Source organism: Nonomuraea sp. NPDC050404 (genome assembly GCF_040655495.1).
GTDB lineage: Bacteria > Actinomycetota > Actinomycetes > Streptosporangiales > Streptosporangiaceae > Nonomuraea.
The window spans coordinates 547,838-566,296 of sequence record NZ_JBFAKB010000005.1 but is presented as its reverse complement, the minus strand read 5'-3'; the positions used below and the strand labels follow the sequence as shown (position 1 = coordinate 566,296).

At 71.4% G+C, this 18,459-nt stretch carries 17 protein-coding genes; 9 read left to right on the top strand and 8 right to left on the bottom strand.

Annotation, left to right across the window (positions count from 1 at the left end; genetic code table 11):
* Positions 1 to 104 precede the first annotated feature (104 nt).
* The gene (locus AB0I81_RS16940) at positions 105 to 767 is read right to left on the bottom strand and encodes a glycosyltransferase family 2 protein (protein WP_360657031.1); all 663 of its coding nucleotides are present in this window, start codon (positions 765 to 767) and stop codon (positions 105 to 107) included.
* Positions 764 to 1,744, bottom strand: a complete 981-nt coding sequence (locus AB0I81_RS16935; protein ID WP_360657028.1) for an NAD-dependent epimerase/dehydratase family protein — start codon at positions 1,742 to 1,744, stop codon at positions 764 to 766. The genes AB0I81_RS16940 and AB0I81_RS16935 overlap by 4 nt, the downstream gene beginning before the upstream one ends.
* 130 nt (positions 1,745 to 1,874) lie before the next feature.
* On the opposite strand from AB0I81_RS16935, the gene AB0I81_RS16930 reads away from it, so the two are divergent.
* From AB0I81_RS16930 to AB0I81_RS16920, 3 genes are read left to right on the top strand one after another with little or no spacing between them, the layout of a single operon-like run.
* Positions 1,875 to 3,422 (top strand): glycosyltransferase 87 family protein, encoded by a 1,548-nt coding sequence (locus AB0I81_RS16930; protein ID WP_360657025.1) that lies wholly within the window; start codon positions 1,875 to 1,877, stop codon positions 3,420 to 3,422.
* Positions 3,340 to 3,933, top strand: coding sequence for a TIGR04282 family arsenosugar biosynthesis glycosyltransferase (locus AB0I81_RS16925; RefSeq protein WP_360657022.1), 594 nt, complete (start codon positions 3,340 to 3,342; stop codon positions 3,931 to 3,933). The genes AB0I81_RS16930 and AB0I81_RS16925 overlap by 83 nt, the downstream gene beginning before the upstream one ends.
* On the top strand, positions 3,930 to 4,541 hold the full coding sequence (locus tag AB0I81_RS16920) for a methyltransferase domain-containing protein (RefSeq protein ID WP_360657019.1): 612 nt from the start codon (positions 3,930 to 3,932) through the stop codon (positions 4,539 to 4,541). The genes AB0I81_RS16925 and AB0I81_RS16920 overlap by 4 nt, the downstream gene beginning before the upstream one ends.
* Positions 4,542 to 4,553: 12 nt before the next feature.
* On the opposite strand, the gene trpD is transcribed toward AB0I81_RS16920, so the two are convergent.
* Positions 4,554 to 5,594: an anthranilate phosphoribosyltransferase gene (trpD, locus tag AB0I81_RS16915; RefSeq protein ID WP_360657016.1), complete on the bottom strand. Its 1,041-nt coding sequence runs from the start codon at positions 5,592 to 5,594 to the stop codon at positions 4,554 to 4,556.
* A gap of 247 nt (positions 5,595 to 5,841) precedes the next feature.
* Here trpD and AB0I81_RS16910 point away from each other — a divergent pair, with 247 nt between their 5' ends.
* From AB0I81_RS16910 to AB0I81_RS16900, 3 genes are read left to right on the top strand one after another with little or no spacing between them, the layout of a single operon-like run.
* Entirely contained in the window at positions 5,842 to 6,594 is a 753-nt protein-coding gene (locus AB0I81_RS16910) for a 3-hydroxybutyrate dehydrogenase (protein WP_360657013.1), read from the top strand.
* On the top strand, positions 6,594 to 8,540 hold the full coding sequence (locus AB0I81_RS16905; RefSeq protein WP_360657010.1) for a GAF domain-containing protein: 1,947 nt from the start codon (positions 6,594 to 6,596) through the stop codon (positions 8,538 to 8,540). The genes AB0I81_RS16910 and AB0I81_RS16905 overlap by 1 nt, the downstream gene beginning before the upstream one ends.
* Before the next feature lie 31 nt (positions 8,541 to 8,571).
* A complete protein-coding gene (locus AB0I81_RS16900; RefSeq protein ID WP_360657008.1) occupies positions 8,572 to 9,861 on the top strand; it encodes an MFS transporter in 1,290 nt (429 codons plus the stop codon).
* Positions 9,862 to 9,888: 27 nt separating this feature from the next.
* Here AB0I81_RS16900 and AB0I81_RS16895 read toward each other — a convergent pair whose 3' ends face one another.
* Positions 9,889 to 11,886, bottom strand: a complete 1,998-nt coding sequence (locus AB0I81_RS16895; protein WP_360657005.1) for a glycosyltransferase family 2 protein — start codon at positions 11,884 to 11,886, stop codon at positions 9,889 to 9,891.
* A gap of 70 nt (positions 11,887 to 11,956) precedes the next feature.
* Positions 11,957 to 12,559 (bottom strand): lytic transglycosylase domain-containing protein, encoded by a 603-nt coding sequence (locus AB0I81_RS16890; RefSeq protein ID WP_360657002.1) that lies wholly within the window; start codon positions 12,557 to 12,559, stop codon positions 11,957 to 11,959.
* 377 nt (positions 12,560 to 12,936) lie between these two features.
* On the opposite strand from AB0I81_RS16890, the gene AB0I81_RS16885 reads away from it, so the two are divergent.
* From AB0I81_RS16885 to AB0I81_RS16875, 3 genes are read left to right on the top strand one after another with little or no spacing between them, the layout of a single operon-like run.
* Complete coding sequence (locus tag AB0I81_RS16885; RefSeq protein ID WP_360656999.1) at positions 12,937 to 13,611, top strand: response regulator transcription factor; 675 nt, start codon at positions 12,937 to 12,939, stop codon at positions 13,609 to 13,611.
* The gene (locus AB0I81_RS16880) at positions 13,608 to 15,020 is read left to right on the top strand and encodes an ATP-binding protein (protein ID WP_360656997.1); all 1,413 of its coding nucleotides are present in this window, start codon (positions 13,608 to 13,610) and stop codon (positions 15,018 to 15,020) included. The genes AB0I81_RS16885 and AB0I81_RS16880 overlap by 4 nt, the downstream gene beginning before the upstream one ends.
* Positions 15,017 to 15,526: a hypothetical protein gene (locus AB0I81_RS16875; RefSeq protein WP_360656994.1), complete on the top strand. Its 510-nt coding sequence runs from the start codon at positions 15,017 to 15,019 to the stop codon at positions 15,524 to 15,526. Before AB0I81_RS16880 ends, AB0I81_RS16875 begins: the two co-directional genes overlap by 4 nt.
* A gap of 27 nt (positions 15,527 to 15,553) precedes the next feature.
* On the opposite strand, the gene AB0I81_RS16870 is transcribed toward AB0I81_RS16875, so the two are convergent.
* The 3 genes from AB0I81_RS16870 to AB0I81_RS16860 all read right to left on the bottom strand — a co-directional run bounded on the left by AB0I81_RS16870 (position 15,554) and on the right by AB0I81_RS16860 (position 18,441).
* Positions 15,554 to 16,822: a PhoH family protein gene (locus AB0I81_RS16870; protein WP_360657208.1), complete on the bottom strand. Its 1,269-nt coding sequence runs from the start codon at positions 16,820 to 16,822 to the stop codon at positions 15,554 to 15,556.
* A gap of 260 nt (positions 16,823 to 17,082) precedes the next feature.
* Complete coding sequence (locus AB0I81_RS16865; protein WP_360656991.1) at positions 17,083 to 17,844, bottom strand: isoprenyl transferase; 762 nt, start codon at positions 17,842 to 17,844, stop codon at positions 17,083 to 17,085.
* A gap of 87 nt (positions 17,845 to 17,931) precedes the next feature.
* A complete protein-coding gene (locus AB0I81_RS16860; RefSeq protein ID WP_360656988.1) occupies positions 17,932 to 18,441 on the bottom strand; it encodes a hypothetical protein in 510 nt (169 codons plus the stop codon).
* Positions 18,442 to 18,459 lie beyond the last annotated feature (18 nt).

Below are 18,459 nucleotides of genomic sequence, written 5' to 3'. Positions count from 1 at the left end.
GGCGACACCGAGCGAACCAGGCCCTGAGCGAACCGGGCACCCTACGGCGGACCGTCTGATCGGCGGCCGCCGTCCGGGCCCCATGCGGTCAGGCGGTCAGGCGGTCAGTGGGGCCGGATCTCGGCCATGACCCGCCGCATGTCCGAGACCGCACGGAGGGTGCCGCGCAGGGTGCCGGTCACCTTGGAGCGTCCGGCCCTGGGCAGGTAGTCCACGTCCACCTCGTCGATCGGCCAGCCCGCGGCGGCGGCGCGCAGCACCATCTCCAGGGGATAGCCGAAGCGGCGGTCGGTCAGCCCGAGTTCCAGGAGGGCCGCGCGTCTGGCGGCCCGCATCGGGCCCAGGTCGTGCAGCGACGCCCCGGTACGGCGGCGCAGATTGGCGGCGAGGACGGCGTTGCCCAGCCGCGCGTGCGGGGGCCACGCCCCTGCGGCGCGCGGCCTGCGCCGCCCCAGCACCAGCCCGGCGCGCCCGTCCATCACCGGGGCCGCCACCCTGGGCAGCTGGCCGGGGTCCAGCGAGGCGTCGGCGTCCATGAAGCAGACCAGGTCGGAGGAGGCGGCGAGCAACCCCGCGTGGCAGGCGGCGCCGAAGCCACGCAGAGGTTCGGCGACGACCAGCGCCCCGAGGTCCCTGGCGACCTGCGCCGAGCGGTCCGTGGAGCCGTTGTCGACCACGATCGCACGGTAGCCGCCAGGCATACGCCCAAGCACCCAGCCGAGCGCGGCCTCTTCGTTCAGACAGGGCAGAATCACATCAATCGTCATGACCAGGCGAACTCCTTCACGCCGGCGTTGAAGCCGATCTCGGCGCGGAAGCCGAGCTCGGTCCTGGCCCGTGCGGCGGAGGCGACGATGTGGCGGACGTCGCCGAGCCGGTAGTGGCCAGTCACTTGCGGCTCCGGTCCGCCCCGCTCGGCCGCCAGCGCGCCGGCCATCTCGCCCACGGTGTGCGGAGTGCCGGAGGCGATGTTCCAGGCGCGCAGCTCTCCTGGCCGTACGGGCGCCGACATGGCGGCGAGGTTGGCCCCGGCCACGTCGCGTACGTGCACGAAGTCGCGGAGCTGGCGGCCGTCCTCGAACACCTTCGGCGCCCGGCCCGCCTCCAGCTCGGAGCGGAAGATCGCGGCCACTCCCGCGTAGGGCGTGTCGCGCGGCATGCGCGGGCCGTAGACGTTGTGGTACCTCAGCGCCGCCACGCTGCCGCCCGTCTGCCTGGCCCAGTTGGCGGCCAGATGTTCCTGGGCGAGCTTGCTGGTCGCGTAGGCGTTGCGCGGATCGGGCCGCGCGTCCTCGTCGATCTCCGCGCAGGCCAGTGACGTACCGCAGCTCGGGCAGGCCGGGTCGAACCGGCCGCTTTCCAGGTCCTCGACGGTACGTGGCCCCGGCCTCACCGGGCCGTGCTCGGCGCACTCGTAACGCCCCTCGCCGTAGATCACCATGGAGGACGCCAGCACCAGCCGGCCGATCTCGCGCCTGGCCATGGCGGCCAGCAGGACGGCGGTGCCGTACACGTTGACGCCGGCGTAGTCCGGCAGGTCGGAGACGTCCACGCCGAGACCCACCTTGGCCGCCTGGTGCACGACGACGTCAATGCCCGGCAGCAGCGTGTCCAGCAGGTCCGCGTCGCGAACGTCCTGGCCGGTGCGCAGGTCCAGGCCGACGACGTCGTGGCCGGCGGCCTCCAGGGCCTCGGTGACGTGCCCGCCGATGAAACCGGCCGAGCCGGTGACCATCACTCTCACGCCGCCGACGCTAGCCCGCCGCCCGGCCCCCGCTGAAGAGACGTTCGCAGTTCGTAAGGCTTCTTACGGAGATCGAACGGTGCACCCGGAAACGGCGGAAAGCCCGGCCCGGGGTGCGAGGCTGCCGCTCGTGAGCCGGAATGTGTACGTGCCAAAGGTGGTGCGCACCGCCCTGACGGCCGTCGTGCCGAGAGCGGTACGCGCTGTCCTCTCGGCTGTCGTGCCCTGGGTGGTGCTTGTCGCTCTGGCGGTCGTCGTGGCCGGGGCGGTGACGGAGCCGCCGGAACTGGGCCGTTACCTGGCGGCCTGGGTGCTGTTCGCGGTGGCGCTCTGGCTGTGCAGGCGGGTGCCGGCGCGGCGGCTGACCGTGCTGGTCGTGGTCGGCGGGATCGGGCTGGCCGGGATCGGGCTGGTGGCGCCGCCGAGCAGCAGCACCGACTCCTTCCGGTACGCCTGGGACGGGCGCGTACAGGCCGCGGGCCACTCCCCCTACGACCGTCCGCCCGCGGACCCGGCGCTCGCCGGGCTGCGTGACGAGTGGTTGTTCCCCACGGACTGCGCCGGGGCCGCGCTCTACCCCCTGCCGGACGGCGGCTGCACCCGGATCAACCGCCCCACCGTGCCGACGATCTATCCGCCGCTCGCGCAGGGCTACTTCCTTCTCATCCACTGGCTGTCGCCCGAGGGCGCCCGGCACAAAGTCCTGCAGCTCGGCGGCTGGGTCATGGCCGTACTCGCGCTGCTGGCACTGTGCCGGATCGCGGGCGCGCGGCGGGCGGCGTACTGGGCGTGGTGCCCGGCCATGCCGATCGAGGCCGTGAACAACGCGCACGTGGACATGCTCGGCGTGCTGCTGGTGGTGCTGGCCTTCTACGCCGTACGCGGGCGCGGTGCGCTGCTGGGGGCGGCCGTGGCGGCCAAGTTGTTGCCCGCGACGGCGCTCCTGGGCTCGCTGTCCGGCGTGCTGGCGGGCGGGAGGGCGGGCAGAGCAGCGGACGCGGCGGCGGACAGGGCGGCGAACCCGGTGGCGTGGCGGCGGGTGGCCGGTGTCGTGGTGCCGGCTGGGGTCGTGGTGGTGCTGTCGTACCTGCCGTACGTGCTGGCCTCAGGCCCGGCGGTGGCCGGTTACCTGCCGGGTTATCTGCAGGAGGAGCGGTACGACGGCGGCGGCAGCCGCTACGCGGTCCTGAGGCTGCTCCTGCCCGACGCATGGGCGCCCTACGCGGCGGTCCTGCTGCTGGCGCTGGTCGTCCTGGCCGTTCTGCGCCACGGCCACCCGGATCGGCCCTGGAGGGGGGCGCTGCTGGTCAGCGGCTCGCTCCTGCTGCTGTTCACGCCGGGCTACTCCTGGTACGCGCTGCTGGTCGTCGCGCTGGCCGCCATGGACGGGCGGTGGGAATGGCTGGGCGTGGCCCTGGCGGGCGCGGTCGCCTACGTCACCGCCCCCGGGGGCTCCGGCACGCTCGCGACCGTTTTCTACGCAGGGGCCGCGCTGGCCGTGCTGATCGGCTGGGCCGTACGCCGCCCCATCGAAAGGACTGAGCACACTGAACGCACCTCACCTGCCGCAGCTCCTGGTCATCGCCAAGGAGCCGGTGCCCGGCAGGGTCAAGACCCGGCTGACTCCGCCGCTGCGCCCGGCCGAGGCCGCCGCCGTGGCCCGCGCCTGCCTCCGTGACAGCCTGCGGGCCGTCGCGGCGACGCCGGCCGGCCAGCGGGTGCTGGCGCTGGACGGCCTGCCGGGAAGCTGGCTGCCGGAGGACTTCGTGGTGATCCCGCAGCGTGGCGACGGCCTGGACGAGCGCCTGGCGGCGGCTTTCTCCGACGCCCACCGGCTCCGGCCCGCCCCGATCGTCCTGATCGGCATGGACACCCCGCAGGTCACGCCGGCGCTGCTGGGCGAGGCCGGGCGGGCGCTGCGGGAGCACGACGCGGTGTTCGGGCCGGCCGCCGACGGCGGTTTCTGGCTGCTCGGCCTGCGCAGGCCCGACCCGGAACTGCTGCTGGGGGTGCCCATGTCGCATCCGGAGACCGGCAAGCAGCAACTCGACCGCCTGGAACGTGCCGGGCTGGCCGTACATCACCTGCCCGAGCTGATCGACGTCGACACGGTGGCGGACGCCGCCGCCGTGGCCGCTCAGGCGCCCGATTCCTGTCTCGCCGCCGAGCTGAGGCGGCTGGGACGGTGATCGGGGAGCTCTACGCCGACGCCCTCGCCGGTGCGGGCGCCGAGATCGAGTACGTGGACGGCACCCGCGTCACGCTGGAGACCGCGCGCTGGTTCGAGCCGATCGACGGCGACGAGGCGCTGCTGAGCCGCTGCGCCAGCCCCACGCTGGACATCGGCTCCGGCCCCGGACGTCTGACGGCCGCGCTGACCCGGCGCGGGATCGGCTGCCTCGGCATCGACATCACGCCCCGCGCGGTCGCCCTGACCCGCCGCGCCGGAGGGTTCGCCCTGCTCAGGGACGTCTTCGAGGACATCCCTTGCAGCGGTCGCTGGGAGACGGCGCTGCTCGCCGACGGCAACATCGGCATCGGCGGCAATCCCGAGGCGCTGCTGCGCAGGGTCAGGCAGCTCATCAGTCCCGGCGGCACGATCCTGGCCGAGGTGGCGCCGCCGGGCACGAAGAGCCGGGTGGACCGGGTCCGGCTGCGGCGGGGGCGGCGTACCGGCGAGTGGTTCGGCTGGGCGACCGTCTCGGCCGGTGACATCCGCCGGGTCGCGCTGGCCGCCGGCCTGACCGAAGCCCACTGCTGGACCGCACACGGCCGCTGGCTGGCCGGCCTGCGCTGACCGGCACGCCCGCTAAGCGACCGTGCGGGTGGCGTGGGCCCAGCGGGTGAGCAGGGACAGCGCGGCGCCGGAGTCGACCGCGTCGGCGGCCCTCTTGTAGCCCGCGCTCAGGGCGGGCGTGAGCTCCGCCGCCGGCGGTGTGCCGTCGGCGGCGACCAGCGCGGCGGCCGCGTTCAGCAGGACGATGTCGCGTACGGGCCCCTGCTCGCCGGAGAGCACCGCGCGGGCCACGTCCGCGTTGTGCCGCGCGTCGCCGCCGCGCAGGTCCTCCGGGCGGGCGCGGGGTATCGACAGGTCCATGGGGTCGAGGGCGGTACGGGTCACGGCTCCCCTGCGTACGACCCAGACCGTCGAAGAACCGCAGGTCGTCAGCTCGTCGAGCCCGTCGTCACCCCTGAAGACGAGGGCGGAGCAGCCGCGTTCGGCCAGCACGCCCGCGAGAACCGGCGCCATCGTCGGATGGTAGACCCCGACGGCCTGCGAGGAGGGCAGGGCGGGGTTGGTGAGCGGCCCCAGGAAGTTGAAGACGGTGGGGACGCCCAGCTCGCGGCGCGGCTTCGAGGTGCGTCTCAGCGCCGGGTTGAAGGCGGGCGCGAAGCAGAACGTGATCCCGACCTCGTCCGCGACCCTGACCACGGCGGCGGGCGGCAGGTCGATGACCACGCCGAGCTCTTCGAGCACGTCGGCCGCGCCCGCCGCGGACGAGGCCGCCCTGCCGCCGTGCTTGACCACCTTGGCGCCCGCGGCGGCGGTCACGACGGCGGCCATGGTGGAGATGTTCACGGTGTTGGCGCGGTCGCCGCCGGTGCCGACCAGGTCCACGGGGTCGCCGGAGACGCGGATCGCCGACGCCTTGGCCAGCATGCCGTCGGCCAGGCCCGACACCTCGGCCACGGTCTCGCCCTTGGCGCGCAGCGCGACCGCGAACGCGGCGATCTGGGCGTCGGTCGCCGTGCCGGACATGATCTGGTCCATGGCCCAGGCAGCCTGGCGGGAGGTCAGTGACCGGCGGTCGAGCAGCGCGGTGAGGATCCGCGGCCAGGTGGTGCTCATGACAGTGCCCTCTTCTCGTCAGTGCTCGACGGGGGGACACCCACCTGCAACGGTGACGGCCGCCTCGTCGAGGCGGCCGTGCGCGTACACGCTCAGGAGGTCCGCCTAGGAGGCGGGCCACCACTGGAGCGAGTACGCGATCATGGGCCTCACCATAGCAGATGCGATGAATTCACATAGGGAGTCACTCATCTATGTCGCCCGCACCCATGCGTGGCGGCCTCCTGAACGCCTAGGGTTTGCAAGCATGGCGAAGGAGCTGACCGGGCGGACCGCGCTGGTGACGGGGGCAGGGGGCGGCATCGGGGCGGCCTGTGCCCGGCGGCTGGCCGCGGCCGGGGCCAGGGTGCTGGTCGTCGACATGCGGGCCGAGGCCGCCGCGAAGGTGGCCGCCGAGGTGGGCGGCGTTCCCGTGGTGGCCGATCTGGGCGATCCCGGTTTTGTGGCGGGGCTGCCGGACGAGGCCGTGGACATCGTGGTGAACAACGCGGGGTTCCAGCATGTGGCCGCGATCGAGGAGTTCCCGCCCGAGACGTTCTCGGCGATGTTGCGGGTGATGGTCGAGGCGCCGTTCCTGATCGCGCGGAAGGTGCTGCCCGGCATGTACGCCAGAGGCTGGGGCCGGTTCGTGAACATCTCCTCGGTGCACGGGCTGCGGGCATCGGCGTACAAGTCGGCCTATACGGCGGCCAAGCACGCCCTGGAGGGCTTCTCCAAGACCCTGGCGCTCGAAGGGGCGCCCCACGGGGTGACCTCCACCTGCGTCTGCCCCGGCTACGTGCGCACCGCGCTGGTGGAGGCGCAGATCGCCGACCAGGCCAGGGCGCACGGCATCGCGCCCGATGAGGTCGTGAGCGAGATCATGCTCGCTCCCGCCGCGATCAAGCGGCTGATCGAGCCGGAGGAGGTGGCCGAGCTGGTCGCCTACCTGTGCGGTCCCGCCGGAGGGTTCATCACCGGGGTGTCGCTGCCCGTGGACGGCGGCTGGACGGCCAGGTAATGAGCATTCTCTTCCTGGAGCTGCTGGCCCGGGAGGCGTCGGCGGTGGAGTTCGAGGGGCCGATCGTTCAGGCCAGGGCGGCCGGGGCGGACGCGGCGGCGATCGAGGAGTTGGAGCGGGCCAAGGTCGAGGCGCTCAAGGTGCGCGACCTGCTGAAACGGCGGGCCAGGCGCGAGGCGGAGCTGTCGGCGCTCTACGACACGGCCGGCGACCTGGCGGCGCTGCGCGACCTCGACGCCGTGCTGGAGGCCATCGTGCACCGGGCCAGGCAGCTGCTGGCCACGGACGTCGCGTACATGACGCTGCACGACCCCGGGCGCGGCGACACCTACATGCGGGTCACCGACGGGTCGATCTCGGCCAAGTTCCGGGCGTTGCGGCTGGCCATGGGGGCGGGGCTGGGCGGGCTGGTGGCGCAGACGGCGGTGCCGTACGCGACGGCCGACTACTTCGCCGACGCCAGGTTCCGGCACAAGGAGCACATCGACGAGGCCGTCAAGGAGGAGGGCCTGGTCGCCATCCTGGGGGTGCCGCTGCGGCTGGGTCAGCGGGTGATCGGGGTGCTGATGGCGGCCAACCGCAGCGCGCGGCCGTTCCACCAGGAGGAGGTGTCGCTGCTGGCCAGCCTGGCCGCGCACGCCGCCGTCGCGATCGACAACGCCGGGCTGCTGCAGGAGACCAGGAACGCGCTGGAGGAGCTCTCCCGGGCCCACAGGACCGCCAGGGCGCACGGCGAGGCGGTCGAGCGGGCCGCCAAGGCGCACGACAGGATGACCTCGCTGGTGCTGCGCGGCGGCGGGATCGAGGACGTGGCGGCGGTGGTGACCGACGTGCTGGGCGGGTCGCTGGCGGTGCTGGACGACCTGGGGCGGGCCATCGTCGGGGACGTGGGCGAACTGGACGCCGGGGTGTTCGAGGCGGCGCGGGCGTCCAGGGCGCTGGGGCGTACGGTGCGCAGGGGTGAGCTGCTGATCGCGTCCGTGGACGTGGGCGGTGAGCCGCTGTGCACGCTGATCCTGCGCAGCGACGACGCCGACGAGCGCATCCTGGAACGGGCGGCGCTGGTGTGCGCGTTGCTGCTGCTGTTCCGCAGGAGCGTGGCCGAGGCCGAGGGACGGGTCAGGGGCGAGCTGCTCGACGACCTGATCGCCAGGCCCGGCTCCCCCGGCCTGGCGGACCGGGCCGGGCGGCTCGGGGTCGATCTGGGCGCGCCGCACGTCGTCGTGGTGGTCAGGCACGAAGGGCAGCGGGAGCGGGCCGCCTTCTGGGCCTCCTCCCAGGCCGCGGTGCGGCACGGGCTGGCCGCGATGCGGGGCGATGAGGTGGTGCTGCTGCTGCCCGGCGACGACGCCGGGGAGCTGGCACAACGCGTGGCCCGCGAGCTGACGTCCTCGTTGCACAGCCCGGCGACGGCAGGCGCGTCGTGCGTGAAACCGTCCGGCGCGGCAGGCGGCGACCGGGCCGGTGGGCCGGAGAACGTGGCCGCCGCATACCAAGGCGACCGGGCGGGTGGGCCGGAGAACGTCGCGGCGGCCTATCAGGAGGCGCGGCGGTGTGCGGAGGCGTTGATCGCGCTCGGGCGGGCCGGAGACGGGGCGGGCGCGGCCGAGCTGGGCTTCGTGGGGCTGCTCGTCGGCGACGGCCGCGACGTGCCCGGCTTCGTCGCCAGGACGCTGGGCGCGGTGATCGACTACGACGCCCGCAGGGGCACCGCCCTGACCGGCACGCTGGCGGCGTACTTCGGCACCGGCGGCTCGCCCTCACGCACGGCCGAGGTCATGCACATCCACGTCAACACCGTCACCCAGCGCCTGGACCGGATCGGCAAGCTGCTGGGCGAGGGATGGCTGGAGCCGGAGCGGGCGCTGGAGATCCAGCTCGCGCTGCGCTTGCACCGCCTCGGCCACACATACCCGCCGCACACTGTGGGCCCCGACCCCATATGAGTGACTCCGGTCACAATCTACGGTGACCGGCATGGCCACTTCCATCAAGAAGATCGTCGCCGCGAGCCTGATCGGCACCACCATCGAGTGGTACGACTTCTTCCTGTACGGCTCGGCAGCCGCCCTGGTGTTCAACAAGCTCTTCTTCCCCGAGTCCGACCCGCTGACCGGCACGCTGCTGGCCTTCCTCACCTACGCCGTCGGATTCGTCGCCCGCCCACTCGGCGGCCTGGTCTTCGGCCACTTCGGTGACCGGGTCGGCCGCAAGGCGCTGCTGGTCGTCAGCCTGCTGATGATGGGCGTGGCGACGTTCCTGATCGGTTGCCTGCCGACGTACGAGACGCTGGGGCCCGCCGCGGCGCTGCTGCTGACGGCGCTGCGGCTCGTGCAGGGCTTCGCGCTCGGCGGCGAGTGGGGCGGCGCGGTGCTGATCGTCTCCGAGCACGGCGACACGGCGCGGCGCGGCTTCTGGGCCTCCTGGCCGCAGGCCGGCGCGCCTGGCGGGAACCTGCTGGCCACCGGTGTGCTGGCGGTGCTGGCCGGCCTGCAGTCGGAGGAGGCGTTCCTGTCGTGGGGCTGGCGGGTGCCGTTCCTGCTGTCGGGGGTGCTGGTGCTGGTCGGGCTCTGGATCAGGCTGTCGATCAGCGAGTCGCCGGTCTTTCAGCAGTCCGCGCCGGAGGAGCGGGCGCCGATCGTCGGGGTGCTGCGGCACCACTCCAAGGACGTGCTCGTCGCGATCGGCGCGCGCCTGGCGGAGAACATCTCGTTCTACCTGCTGACCGTCTTCGTCATCACCTACGCCAAGCAGAACGGGATCGCCAACTCCACCGTGCTGAACGCGGTGCTGGTCTCCTCCGCCATCCACTTCGTCACGATCCCGATGTGGGGCGCGCTGTCCGACCGCTTCGGCCGGCGCCCGATCTACCTGGCGGGCGCCGCCGGCATCGGCGTGTGGATCTTCGCGTTCTTCCCGCTGGTGGACACCGGCAACTTCCTGGCGATCACGCTGGCCGTCACGGTCGGGCTGCTCTTCCACGGCATGATGTACGGCCCCCAGGCCGCCTTCTTCGCCGAGTTGTTCGGCACCAGGACCCGCTACACCGGCGTCTCCATCGGCGCGCAGCTCTCGGCGATCGTGGCGGGCGCGCTGGCCCCGATCATCGCCGTCGCCCTGCTCCAGCAGTACGGCAGCAGCGTGCCCATCTCGATCTACCTCGGCCTGGCGGCGGTGCTCACCCTGACCGCGGTCTACGCCGCACGCGAAACCCGCGGCCGCGACCTGGCCGCCGCGAGCATCCGTTCGCGACAGGCCAGCCCGTGAGACAGCGGCGGTGCCCGTCGCGACGGGTCAGTCCGTGAGGTAGCGGTGCCTGCCCGAGCGCGCCATCCGCACCAGGTGCCGCGCGCCGGGCAGTCGCCGGCCGAGCCGGTGCAGCAGGCTGTCCCTGCCCAGCGGCGAGCGGCGCTCCGGGAGGCCGCCGGAGGCCGGGCGGGACTCGACCCGGCCCCTGCGCATCTCCAGCGCGAACCGCAGCCCGATCTCCTCCTCGGCGGAGCGCAGCGAGCACGACCAGGTGCCGGGGCCGAGATGCTCGACGCCCGGCAGCAGCCGTTTGACCGGCACCTTGGCCACGAGCTGGCCGGTCAGCCTGCCGGGCACGCCCGCCTCGACCAGGGCCGGCGCGCTGACCTCGCGGGCCCGCCGCCCCGAGGTGCGCATCACCAGCTCCAGCGCGGGCCCGCCGCTCGGAGGCACGTACGGCACCGGCAGCACGACGTACAGGTACCGGTCCACGTGTTTGACCGTCACCCCCGGCGAGACCAGCGCGATCGACTCGGAGAACGAGCGCGGCTCGATGGCCAGGCCCAGCTCGCCCTGGTCGCTCCAGCACGGCACCACCAGCCGCATCCTGGGCCGCTGGGCCAGCACGCCGAGGCAGTTGAGCGGGCCATCGGGGCGGCTGACGCGGCTCTTGGCCTGGCTTGCGCCGCTGAACATGCGCACGTGCACCTCCCACTGGCCCGGCCGCAGCGGCGCGCCCACGGCGGCGCTGGTGATGTCCAGCCTGGCCTCGCCGCGGATCCGCACCCTGGTCCTGCGGCGACCGGCGGGGACGCGCTCGATGCGCTGGGTCATCGGCAGGAAGTGCACGACGCCCGTCCCGGTGTGGCGCACGTAGACGTCGATACGGGCCCGTTCGACGTCTTCGGTGATGTCGGTGACGTCCTTCGGCAGTTTCCTGCTCTCCAGCGAACGTGGCGGGCTCCAGTGCACACGCTCGCCGTCCAGCCGGTACTTGTCGGGCGAGCCGCCGCCGTCCAGCACCTCCACGGTCAGCCCGAGCACCAGTACGTGGGCGTCCCAGCGCACTTCGGTGAGGTCGGCGCGCAGTCCGGCCCGCCTGGAGGCGTTCGACATCAGGACGATCTGGTCCAGGCGGCCCATACGCACGTACGCGGCCACCACGCGGAGCTGGACCGGCAGGTAACGGTCGAGCCGGTCGGGGAACCGCTGGGCCATGAACTCCTGCACGACGCGGAAGTGCATGCCCCTGTCCACGGAGGAGTCGGCGAACTTGCTCGTCAGCAGCGGGCGCAGCAGGGCGTAACGCAGCCAGTAGGCGTACATGCGGTCGCGCTGGCGGCCCTCGTCCACGAACAGGTCGATGTCGTCGAGCAGGCCGCGCAGCTCCCCCACGATGGCGCGCGGCTCCTCCTCGGTGGGCGGGCGTTCCCCAAGGTGGCAGCACAGGTGGTCGGCCAGCACCGCGATGACCTTGGCCTGCAGGTAGGCCCGCAACACGAACGCCTGCTCCGCCATCCGGCCGCCGGGCACGGCGAAGCCCAGCTCGTGCTCCTCCAGGAAGGCGCGGCGGTAGAGCTGCTGCGGCTGGAGCAGGGTGAGCAGCCGGTCGCGCAGGATGCCGGCGCGGCCGGTGCTGCGCGCGAAGGCGGTCATCGGCGGGCCGTAGTCGCGTACGAGGCGGCCGACCAGCACGTCGGCGTCGGTCTCCACGGCGCGGTCGTACATGCGCTCGACGGCGTCCCGCTCCAGGCGGTCGCTCGGGCCGAGGAAGAACACGTAGTCCCCGGCGGCCGAGGCGAGGCCGACGTTGCGGCCGCGCATGGGCGAGCCCGTGTACGGCAGGCGCAGCGTGCGGACGTTGTCACGGACGACCGCGATGGCGTCCAGGCGCTCGCCGATCCCGTCCGTGGACCCGTCGTCCACGAAGATCACTTCGTACTCGTCCGCGGGCATCGTCTGATCCAGCGCCGAGCGAATGCTCGCGTCGGCGCTGTCACCCGGATTGTGGACATCGAGGATCACACTGACCTTCACACCCATGCGGCCAGCGTGCGCCCGTATACCGGATCAGGCGCGACGGCTTGCCGATTGGAGAAGGAAAGTTGACTCGTTAATACCAACCCACGGACTGAGAGTGGCCCCAGGCGGCACAGGGCGTGCCGTAGCGGCCCTTGATGTAGCCCAGACCCCACTTGATCTGGGTGGCCGCATTGGTCTGCCAGTCGGCGCCGGCGCTGGCCATCTTGGTGCCGGGCAGGGACTGCGGGATGCCGTACGCGCCGGAGTAGCGGTTCATGGCGCGCTCGTTCCAGCCGCTCTCCTTCTGCCAGAGCCGCTCCAGACAGCCCCACTGGTCGGCGCCGAACCCGTTCGAGGCAAGCATGGCCTTGGCGGTGGCCTTGTTGCTGCCCGGTGAGGGGTCGCTGCCCGGCGGGAAGTTCATGGAGGGGAAGCCGTCGCCGCCGGGGGCCTTCTCCGGCACGACCCAGTCGAGGTCCTTGCCGGCCGCGCCCGAACGATCCTTCTTCAGCTTGTCGGCCCGGTACGCCTGCTCGGCCTCGGCCTTGAGCAGGTCGGACTGCGGGTCGGGCGCGAAGGGGTCGCCGGCGGCGATCTTGCCTAGATCGTTGAGCGAGAAGGGCGTCGGCGGCGGCTCATTGGCGTTCTGGATCGCCCGGTAGGCGACGAAGCCGCCGCCACCGATGACGATCACGAACGAGAGGGTGGTGATGATGATGCGTTTTGGAGTGAAGCGCGAAGGCCGGCGCGCCGTGGGGAGATCATCCTTCGGGGGGCGCTCACTCAACTGCGGACCGGGGCTCACGATGCATGAGCTTGCCCTGTCATGGGGGGTGCTTCGCAACCGAAACGCGGGAATCGCTTGGGGAAAATTTCACCAACGAGCCGATTAGCGGCACGTTTGCCGAAAATTGTGACATTGGTCACATGAGGGACGGCCTCCCTTCAGGCGCCCGTTACCGAAGGGAAGCCGCTTTCAGGGTCGCGGACCATCTTCTGGGCCACATCTGCGGCACGTCACAGTTTGGTGACACAAGACGGGTATTGGAGACATGGAATAATAATGTGCGCGTGGCTGGCATCCTCCTTGTTGAAGACGACCCCTCGGTCCGCATGGCTCTAGAGCTTGCGCTGACCAGGCAGGGGCACTCCGTCACGTCGTACGCGACGGGTGAGGAGGCTCTCGACCACATCAGAGCCCGCCGCCCGGAGATCGCGATCCTCGACGTCATGCTCCCGGGGATCGACGGGGTCGAGGTCTGCCGCCGCATACGCAAACTCGACCAGCTCCCGGTCATCCTGCTCACGGCCCGCGGCGACGACCTGGACGTGGTGGTGGGGCTGGAGGCCGGCGCCGACGACTACGTGGTCAAACCGGTCGAGCCCCGCGTCCTGGACGCCCGCATCCGCGCCGTGCTGCGGCGGGCCGAGTCCGCCTCCTCCGACCGGATCACGTTCGGCGACCTCGTGATCGACCGTGGCGCGCTCAAGGTCACGCTGGCCGGCAAGGAGATCCATCTGACCCCGACCGAGCTGCGGCTGCTGCTGGAGCTCGTACGCCATCCAGGCCAGGTGCTCAACCGCCGCTACCTGCTGCGCGCGGTCTGGGACCACACCCACATCGCCGACTCGCGCCTGGTGGACGCCTGCGTGCAGCGCATCCGCGCGAAGATCGAGCCCAAGCCCGCCGAGCCCGTCTTCATCCACACCGTGCGCGGCTTCGGCTATCGGTTCAACCCGCCGTGATCCCCCGTCCCACCGGCCTGCGCGCCCGCCTGGTCATCACCTTCACCCTGGTCGCCGTCACCGCCTCGCTGCTGGTCGCCACCATCGGCTTCGAGCTGGCCAAGGCCGCGCTCGTCACCAGGGCCGAGACGACCGCGATCGACCTGGTCACCAGGGCGCTCGGCGACATCTCCTTCCCCATCGGCACCCTGCAGCAGGGCGAGGCCCCACCGACCGCCAGGGACCTGGACCGCATGGTCGACGCGCTGAGCGGGCCGGGCCGCAGCGTGCTGGTGGAGTATCGCGGTCTGCTGTCCGCCGAGGGCCGCCTGTCGATGAGCAACGTGCCCAACGAGCTGTACGGCAGGGCCAAGCAGAGCGTCGTCACCCAGCGCAAGGTCATCCACAACGAGCTGTACCTCATCGTCGGCGCCGAGGTCTACCGGGAGAACACCGGCTCGACCGAGGCCACGGGGCTGCGCGCGTTCGCCTTCTTCCCCCTGACCGACGAGCAGCGCCAGCTCGACACGCTCAGGACCACGCTCGCCCAGACCGGCACGGTCATCGTGCTGATCGCCCTGGTCGTGGCGCTGCTGTCGGCCCGGCAGGTGCTGCTGCCGGTGCGGCGGCTGAGCGCCGCGGCCCAGGCGCTCGGCCAGGGCCGGCTGGACACCCGCCTGCCCGTGCACGGCCAGGACGAGCTGGCCGGGCTGACCGCCAGGTTCAACGACGCCGCCGCCGCGCTGGAGCTGAGCGTGTCGGAGCTGCGCTCGCTGGAGGCACTGTCGCGCAGGTTCGTGGCCGACGTCTCGCACGAGCTGCGCACGCCGCTGACCGCCATGACGGCCGTGGCCGACATGCTCTCCGACGAGGCCGACCATCTGCCCGAGGCGTCCGCTGAGGCCGTACGGCTGGTGCTCAGGGAGATCGAGCGCCTGCGCGGGCTGGTCGAGCACCTCATCGAGATCAGCCGCTTCGACGCGGGCACGGCCACGCTCAACCTGGAGCCGATGAACGTGGCCGAGGCCATCCAGGACTGCCTGGACGTGCGCGGCTGGAGCGATCAGGTCAAGGTGAAGGCGTCGCAGGGGCTGACCGCCAACCTCGACACCAGCCGGTTCGACGTCATTGTGGCCAATTTGGTCGGCAACGCGCTCAAGCACGGGCAACCGCCCGTGGTGGTCTCCGCCAGGGCCACGGAGAACGGCCTTGAGGTGAAGGTGCGCGACCACGGCAAGGGCATCCCGCGCGAGGCCCTGCCGCACGTCTTCGACCGCTTCTTCAAGGCGGGCGCCGGCCGGGCCCGCAGTCACGGCAGCGGCCTGGGCCTGGCCATCGCCAGGGCCAACGTGCAGTTGCACGGCGGCACGATCTCCGTACGCCCCCAGAACCCCGGCACCCTCTTCACGGTCTGGCTACCGCATTCATGAAGCCCATCAGAGCCCTCACGGCCGCCGTCCTGCTGGCCGCCACCGCCTGCGGCATCTCGCCCACCGACGTGCAGGACAGGAGCCACGCCCCCACCATCAGCATCCCGCCGCCGTCCAGGACGATCTTCATGATCAAGAAGGGCAAGCTGGCCCTGGAGCCGGCCTACGTCGAGAACGAGAGCGTCGCCAGCCTGCTCGGCGCGCTCTTCGACGCCTCCAACCAGCCGCTCACGGACCAGGACACGGCGCTGCGCGGGTTCAGGTACCTGAGGACCAAGAACTCCATCAATCCGCCGCAGCGCGATGAGATCCAGCTCCCCCGCACCTCGACGCTGACCGTCTACATCAGCGGCGAGGGCACGCTGACCAGGCTCGGCCTGGCGCAGATCGTCTGCACCGCGCAGCAGGACGCGGCCTTCGAGCAGGTCAGGATCGTGCGGGAGAACGTCAACGGCTCCTCCAAGGAGGAGGGGCAGTACACCTGCGGTGAGGTCAGGCCACGCTGACGGCGGGCCTGACCTCATGGCTTACTCCTACATCGTGATGTCCTCAAGCATCTCCGTGACGAGCGCGGCGATCGGGGAGCGCTCCGACCTCGTCAGCGTGACGTGGGCGAACAGCGGATGGCCCTTCAGCTTCTCCACCACCGCCACCACGCCGTCGTGCCGGCCGACCCGCAGGTTGTCGCGCTGGGCCACGTCGTGGGTGAGCACCACCCGCGAGTTGGCGCCGATGCGGCTCAACACGGTCAGCAGCACCCCGCGTTCGAGCGACTGGGCCTCATCCACGATCACGAACGCGTCGTGCAGCGACCGTCCGCGGATGTGCGTCAGCGGGAGCACCTCCAGCATGCCCCTGTCGAGCACCTCCTCGATCACCTCGGGCGAGGTGATGGCGCCGAGCGTGTCGTAGACGGCCTGCGCCCAGGGGCCCATCTTCTCGCCCTCGGTGCCGGGCAGGTAGCCCAGCTCCTGGCCGCCGACGGCGTACAGGGGGCGGAAGACGACCACCTTGCGGTGCTGGCGGCGCTCCAGGACCGCCTCCAGGCCCGCGCACAGCGCCAGCGCCGACTTGCCGGTGCCGGCCCTGCCTCCGAGGGAGACGATGCCGATCTCCGGGTCCATCAGCAGGTCGAGCGCGATGCGCTGCTCGGCGGAGCGGCCGTGCAGGCCGAAGATCTCGCGATCGCCGCGGACCAGGCGCACGGACTTGTCCGGCTGCACCCGGCCCAGCGCGGAGCCCTTGGCCGACAACATCCGCAGGCCGGTGTGCGTCGGCAGGTCTCTGGCCTCTTCGATCTCGACGGTGCCCGCGTCGAAGAGCGTCTCGACGTCCTCCGCGGTCACCTGAATCTCGGCCATCCCCGTCCAGCCGGACTCGCTCACGAGCTCCGCGCGGTACTCCTCGGCCGTCAGGCCGATCGAGGCCGCCTTGACCCGCAACGGCAGGTCCTTGGAGACCAGGACGACGTCGCACCCCTCACTGGCCAGCGAGCGGGCCACGGTCAGGATGCGGGTGTCGTTGTCGCCCAGCCGGAAGCCGACCGGCAGGATGGACGGATCGCTGTGGTTGAGCTCAACCCTGATCGTGCCATCCCCCGTGGGCATCGGCTCGTCCAGCCTGCCGTACTTGACCCGTAGTTCGTCGAGGTAGCGCAAAGCCTTCCTCGCGAAGTAGCCAAGCTCGGGATGGTGCCGCTTACCTTCCAGCTCCGTGATGACCACGATGGGAAGGACCACGTCGTGCTCGGCGAACCGGGTCATCGCCGCCGGGTCGGCCAGCAGGACCGAGGTGTCCAGCACGTACGTGCGCTTGGCCGACTGGTGAGTAGGGTTGCTCGAGGACACTGCCACACGTTCTCCCCCGGGCGCCCCTTGGTGCGGGCGCCCTGCAGACGAGGTGGGAATCGGACCGGACCCGCGTCCCCGACCGCGATCTGCCGCGTCGGCGCCGGAGTCCGGCCCCCCTCGGCAGATGTTGGTGCAAAGGCGGGACCTCTCCGAAATGTCCGACCTGTGACCGGACACTTCCAACGTTACGTCCTGGATACCCGAATGTCGTGTCAGGAACCGTAACGCCGGTGTCTCGCAGCGTAATCGCGCAGCGCCCGCAGGAAATCGACCCTGCGGAAGTCAGGCCAGTAGGCCTCGTGGAAGTAGAACTCCGAGTGAGCGCTCTGCCAGAGCATGAAGCCCGACAAGCGCTGCTCGCCCGAGGTCCGGATGAGAAGATCCGGGTCGGGTTGGCCGCGAGTGTAGAGATGCTCCGCGATGTGCTCGACATCGAGCACCTCAACGAGGTCCTCGATGCTCGCTCCTCTGCTCGCTTGCTCCTGGAGCAGTGAGCGCACCGCATCGGCAATCTCACGTCTTCCTCCATACCCAACTGCAACGTTCACAATCAGGCCCGGACGGTGTGATGACGCTTCTTTCGCATTTTTCAGGACATTGGCGGTTCTGTCGGGCAGCAGATCGAGCGCGCCGACCGGGCTGATCCGCCATCCCTCGGCCACCAGCTCCCGCGTCACGTCCTCGATGATGCCCAGCAGCGGCTCCAGCTCTTCCCTGGGCCGGTTGAGGTTGTCGTTGGACAACATCCAGACCGTGACCACCTCGACGCCCGTCTCGCGGCACCACCCGAGCAGCTCGGAGATCTTGTCCGCGCCCTTGCGGTGGCCGGTGGCCACGTCACGCAGGCCCATGGCGCGCGCCCAGCGGCGGTTGCCGTCGATGATGACCCCCACGTGCCGGGGTACGGCGTCCTTCGACAGCTTGGCCTCCAACCGGCGTTCATACAGCCGGTAGACCAGATTGCGCAGGTCCACGGAAGGCCTCCCCAGCGGTGCTGTGCCCTTGGTCGACGATTGCCCTACCAGGCAATTATCACCGCGAACCGCCCGTGCCCGCTCCTTCTACGCCAGATCTCTACCTTCTAGACACCCTTCCGCCTCATTCACCAACTGACGTACGAACCTCGACAACTCGGCCGAAGTGAGCACCGCCCGCATGCCCACGCCCATGGCTCCCCACGCCTCCACATAGGCCCTCCTGGTCAGCCGCCACGCGCCGCGCCCCGGCTGCCACACGGGGATGGTGCGCAGCTGGCAGCGCAGCTCGCCGCCGCCCGGCAGGCCGGCCCTGGTGCGGTAGCGGAAGGAGAACAACTCGCTCTCCGGCTCCTCGCCCGGGAAACGGTCGTCGGGGTCGGACCACCGCCTGGCCTCGCCCCTGCCCTGGCGGGCCTCATCGACGCCGCGCGCCAGGCGCGCCAGCAGCCAGCCGCAGCGCTCGCCCACGCTGCCGTAGGGGGTGCCGTCCCTGCTCAGCTCCAGCGTGATCTCGTACGGCGTGCCGACGCTGTCCGTGCACGCGACCGGCGTGACGGTCAGGTACGAACCATCGACACAGCGTATTCCTCCCACTCCCTCACAGTTTCCGGA

Bases quoted from the DNA above. Each gene is read 5' to 3' on its own strand.
- AB0I81_RS16875 (WP_360656994.1), top strand. From the start codon at position 15,017: ATGAAGCCCATCAGAGCCCTCACGGCCGCCGTCCTGCTGGCCGCCACC.
- AB0I81_RS16895 (WP_360657005.1), bottom strand. From the start codon at position 11,886: ATGGGTGTGAAGGTCAGTGTGATCCTCGATGTCCACAATCCGGGTGAC.
- trpD (WP_360657016.1), bottom strand. From the start codon at position 5,594: ATGAGCACCACCTGGCCGCGGATCCTCACCGCGCTGCTCGACCGCCGG.
- AB0I81_RS16905 (WP_360657010.1), top strand. From the start codon at position 6,594: ATGAGCATTCTCTTCCTGGAGCTGCTGGCCCGGGAGGCGTCGGCGGTG.
- AB0I81_RS16940 (WP_360657031.1), bottom strand. From the start codon at position 767: ATGACGATTGATGTGATTCTGCCCTGTCTGAACGAAGAGGCCGCGCTC.
- AB0I81_RS16900 (WP_360657008.1), top strand. From the start codon at position 8,572: ATGGCCACTTCCATCAAGAAGATCGTCGCCGCGAGCCTGATCGGCACC.
- AB0I81_RS16910 (WP_360657013.1), top strand. From the start codon at position 5,842: ATGGCGAAGGAGCTGACCGGGCGGACCGCGCTGGTGACGGGGGCAGGG.